We start from the raw sequence: 4,527 nt of genomic DNA, 5'->3' as shown, positions 1-4,527 counted from the left end.
GCGCAACAGCCACCAGGCCCGGGCGGCGGACATCGACGCCTGGGCGTCATACACGACGACGGCGGACCCGTCGTCCACCCCACTGCGCCGCAGGGCACCCTCCAGCACCTCGGGATCGGGCAACGGGTGTCGACCACGCCCACCCCCGGGCGGGCCGGCGAGCTCGGAGTCCAGGTCGACATACACGGCACCGGGCAGATGGGCGCGCTGGTAGTCCTCGATACCGGGCGGCCCACCCAGAGTCCACTGGACGTCAAGGATAATGACGGAGTCCAAGCAGGCCGCGAGGGCCTCAGCGGAGATCAGTGCGCTCACGGGGACATTCGACCACGGCGGCCGACCGTGGCCGTGAACCGTCGGTTCGCATCACGTCGTGGGGTAGGCGTGTCGCGGCACCGCAGCCGATAGCCTCCCGGTGACACCGCTGAGGTGGACGATGCGCAGCGACGACGACAGGAGACTCATGCGGCCCGCGCGACGCGTGCGCCCGTCGAGCGACAGGGCGGCGCTGCGGACATGACCGAGGGGGTCGCCCGGCCGGTACCCACGGACGCCTTCGGCGGTGCCCGCCTGGGCTACGTGCAGGGCTTGCGTGGACTCAGCATCCTCGCGGTCGTGCTGTACCACGCCGGTGGCGTCCTGCCCCGCGGGTATGCCGGGGTGGACACCTTCTTCGTCCTCTCCGGCTTCGTCATCACCCGGATGGTCTGGCAACGCCGTGAGCTGACCGGACGGGTCAGCGCCTCATGGTTCTTCGCCCGGCGGATCCGGCGCCTCCTCCCGGCCGCGACCGTCGCCCTGCTCGTTACAGCCGCTGCATCCGCCCTGGTCCTTTCGCCCTTCGGGACGATGCAGCTCACCGCGCAGCTGGGCCGCTGGACGAGTGTCTTCCTCGCGAACCACGGGGCCTATGCCGTCGCCCCGGACTACTTCGGCACCCGGGCCGACGAGGTGCCGCTGGTCCACATGTGGTCCCTCGCCGTCGAGGAGCAGTTCTACATCGGCTTCTTCGTGGTCCTCGCGTTCGGAGTCGGCCGTCGCCGGGGTCGGCTGCTCGGTTGGGTCAGCGCAGCCCTGGCGGTTGCGAGCCTGGCCCTGTTCCTGCGCACCGCTGGGGGCGCTCCGCTGCCCGGGTACCCCGCCGCCGACCGCGCGGCCTTCTACCTCGCGCCGCTGCGGGGGTGGGAGTTCCTCGCCGGGTCTTTGGTCTTCCTGCTGTTCCGGGCCCGTCGGCCAGCCCAGACCTGGTCCGTCGTCGGTCAGCTCGCCGGGCTCGCGGCGTGGTGCTGGTTCGTCCTCACCCCGGATCCCGGCCCGCCGATGGGGCCCTGGCTCATGGTCCCGGTCGCGGCGACCGCCCTGCTGCTCGCTGGGCACGGCGGGCCCGGCCGCGGCGCTCTCGAACATCCGGGTCTGCTCCGGCTCGGGGACCTGTCGTACAGCTGGTACCTGTGGCACTGGCCGCTGCTCGTGCTCAGCATGGGCTGGTTCGGTCCGTCTGCCTCGACCCGTTGGGTCGCCGTCACGGCCGCCCTCGGCGTGGCCTGGGCGTCATACCGGTGGGTTGAGCAGCCGTGGCGTCGCGCGGCACCCGGGTCGCGCTTCCCCTGGCGGCTACTGGCCACAGCCGTGGCGGCGCCGACGCTGGCCTTCGCCGGCCTGGCGGTGGTGGCCGACCGGGTGAGCGCCGAGCCCAACGCGGTCCGGCTGCACCAGGACACCGCGCGGCCACTGCGCACCTCGGCGGGATGCAGCTCGGGCCAGCCCATCGAGCGGCTCGCCGCGTGCACGATCGGGGCCGAGCGCCCTGGCCCACCGATCTACCTCGTCGGCGACTCGAACGCCGGAATGTACGCCGACGGCCTCGACCTCGCGGCGCAGCGGCTGAATCGCCCCCTGGTCCTGGCGACGCAGGCCAGCTGCCCGTTCGTCGACGTGCGTGTCAACAAGTCCGGACGGGACGACGAGGTATGCCGTCGTCGCAACGCGCACCTGCGGGCCTGGCTCGCCGGCGCCCCGCGCGGGACGGTCGTCATCGCGGCCGCGAACACCTGGATCTCGGCGGGCCGGGTGGCCCTCGCCGACCCCGTGGGCGCAGGAGGGTGGGACTGGACACCCGAGGGGAAGGCCCGGTTGTGGACGGCTGGAGTGACCCGGTCGCTGGGGTGGCTCGGCGCCGGCGGTCATCAGGTCCTGGTCATCGCGACGGTTCCGCACCCGGGAGGAACCGACGAGACGGGTGAGGCTGCATGGGGCCTGACCCGCTGCCCGGCCGCGCTGGTGGTGTGGCACCCCGACGGCTGCCAGCTCAGTGTCGAGCGCACCGCACAACAGACCTCCCAAGCAGCGGAGCTCGCCGCCGAAGCCGCGGCCGTGCACCAGGCAGGGGTTCGCACGCTGGATCTTTGGACCGAGCTCTGCCCGGCCGGGCGATGCGACACCGCTAGGGCGGCCGGACCCGCCTACCGCGACTCCAACCACCTCACGGTGTCGCAGAGCCGTCGCCTCGCACCGCTGCTCCAGGCTGCGCTGGCCGCGTCGTAGGGCCAGCGCCTTCCCCGAGGCCGCGCCTGGTCCGGCAGAGCCAGTCGCCGCCGCTGCGACAATGGTGGGGCCATGTCGACGCCTACCCCGCCCCTGCGCATCGGCCGCCATACCCTCGGCTCGCCGTTCGTCCTGGCGCCCATGGCGGGAATCACCAACCGCGCCTTTCGACGCCTGTGCCGCGAGTATGCCGGCGGTGGCGCCTACGTCTCGGAGATGGTCACCTCCAGGGCTCTTGTGGAGCGGCACCCCGAGACGATGCGGCTGGTCGAGCACGACCCGGACGAGCACCCGCGGTCGGTCCAGCTCTACGGCGTCGACCCGGTCGTCATGGCGGCGGCGGTGCGCCTCCTCGTCGAGGAGGACCGGGCCGACCACATCGACCTCAACGTCGGGTGCCCGGTGCCCAAGGTCACCCGCAAGGGCGGGGGAGCGGCTCTGCCGTGGAAGAAGGACCTCTTCGCGGCCATCGTCCGCGCCGCCGTCCGGGAGGCGAGCCGGTATGACGTCCCGGTCACGGTGAAGATGCGCGTCGGGATCGACGAGGACCATCTGACCTTCCTCGACGCCGGGCGCGCGGCCCGCGATGCCGGGGTCGCCGCGGTGGCGCTGCACGCCCGGACCGCTGCGCAGCACTACTCCGGGCACGCCCGGTGGGAGGAGATCGCCCGGCTCAAGGAGGCCCTCGACCCGCTGCCCGTCCTCGGCAATGGCGACATCTGGTCCGCCGAGGACGCCCTGGCGATGGTGGCGCAGACCGGCTGCGACGGGGTCGTCGTCGGGCGCGGGTGCCTGGGTCGGCCCTGGCTCTTTGCGGACCTCGCGGCAGCCTTCGCGGGGTCGCCTTCGCGGGTCACACCCGCGCTCGGCGAGGTCGCCGCGGCGCTGCGACGACATGCCACCTACCTCGTCGAGATGTATGACGGCGAGGAGCTGCTCGGCTGCCGGGACCTGCGCAAGCACATCGCGTGGTACCTCAAGGGCTTTCCGGCCGGGTCGACCCTGCGCACCGAGCTCGCCCTGGTCGACTCCCTGGACCGGCTGGACGATCTGCTCGCGCGGCTCGACCCGAGCGCGCCGTGGCCGGGATCGGACGCGGAGGGTCCGCGCGGACGGGCCGGGACGCCGAAGACCGTCGCGCTTCCGGAGGGCTGGCTCGACTCGCAGGAGCTGACCGAGGCGCAGCGGGTCCTCGTCGGCCAGGCCGAGCTGTCGGTCTCCGGCGGCTGACGTCGCATCGCGTCGCGGCTGTCGTCGCATCGCGTCGCGGCTGACGTCGCATCGCCTCTCAGGTGGTGGGCGCCAAGGGGGCGGGCCGCCAAGGGAGCGGGCGGCCACGGGGGCGGGCGGCCAAGGGAACGGGCGGCCACCGGGGCGGCCCCGTACGCTGGGCGCCATGGCGTGGTTCCGGGACAGAAGTGAGAGCCGTTCGGTGCCCGAGCCGGCCCCGCAGCTGGAGGAGCTGGATGCCGCCGAGGCTGAGGCGACCCCGCTCGTCATACCGCGTCTGTTGCCCCTGGACGACGCCGGACAGCGCAGGATCGACGCGGCGCTGGCCGCCCTCGCCGCCGATGGGGTGGACGCTGGGAACCTCGGTTCCCTCGCGGCCGGCTATGACCGGACGTACCTGGCGTGGTCTGCCCTTCGGGCCTCGAAGCGCCCCGACCACGACCCGCTAGTGGAGCGGTACGGGTTGGGGATCGCCCACTACCTCACCACGGCGACTGATCTGCGTTGGGGTCGGGTCAGTGACGCCTTCGGGGTCGAGATCGGGGTGGGCTCGGACCGAGACGACGACTTCCTGGTGCCAACGAACCTCGTTGCCGTGCGGTGGATGAACGGTGAGACGGGCTGGGTGGCCGCCGTCGTGGGGACGATCGTTGGGCGCCGCGCCGGGAGAGCGGCACGGTGACGCGTGCTCGTCGCCGGACGCTGACCGCCCGCGCTGCGTGTTGGGGGCCCCGCCGTGGGGCGTGTTGGGCT

Annotated in this window: 4 protein-coding genes; 3 read left to right on the top strand and 1 reads right to left on the bottom strand. The window is 73.0% G+C overall.

What is annotated here, in order from left to right; genetic code table 11:
* Positions 1-315 (bottom strand): rhodanese-like domain-containing protein (locus tag B4M60_RS06555; RefSeq protein WP_291081431.1); only part of this gene is annotated, 315 nt, incomplete at its 3' end.
* Positions 316-516: 201 nt separating this feature from the next.
* On the opposite strand from B4M60_RS06555, the gene B4M60_RS06550 reads away from it, so the two are divergent.
* The 3 genes from B4M60_RS06550 (at position 517) to B4M60_RS06540 (ending at position 4,456) form a co-directional block, all read left to right on the top strand.
* Positions 517-2,544, top strand: coding sequence for an acyltransferase family protein (locus tag B4M60_RS06550; RefSeq protein WP_291081429.1), 2,028 nt, complete (start codon positions 517-519; stop codon positions 2,542-2,544).
* A gap of 72 nt (positions 2,545-2,616) precedes the next feature.
* The gene (dusB, locus tag B4M60_RS06545) at positions 2,617-3,774 is read left to right on the top strand and encodes a tRNA dihydrouridine synthase DusB (protein ID WP_291081427.1); all 1,158 of its coding nucleotides are present in this window, start codon (positions 2,617-2,619) and stop codon (positions 3,772-3,774) included.
* A 202-nt stretch (positions 3,775-3,976) separates the two neighbouring features.
* Complete coding sequence (locus B4M60_RS06540) at positions 3,977-4,456, top strand: hypothetical protein (protein ID WP_291081425.1); 480 nt, start codon at positions 3,977-3,979, stop codon at positions 4,454-4,456.
* The last annotated feature ends 71 nt before the right edge of the window (positions 4,457-4,527 follow it).

This window comes from Dietzia sp. UBA5065, assembly GCA_002415925.1.
Lineage (GTDB): Bacteria > Actinomycetota > Actinomycetes > Mycobacteriales > Mycobacteriaceae > Dietzia.
Note: the sequence above shows the minus strand (reverse complement) of the source record. Positions and strands in the feature narration are given on the sequence as shown.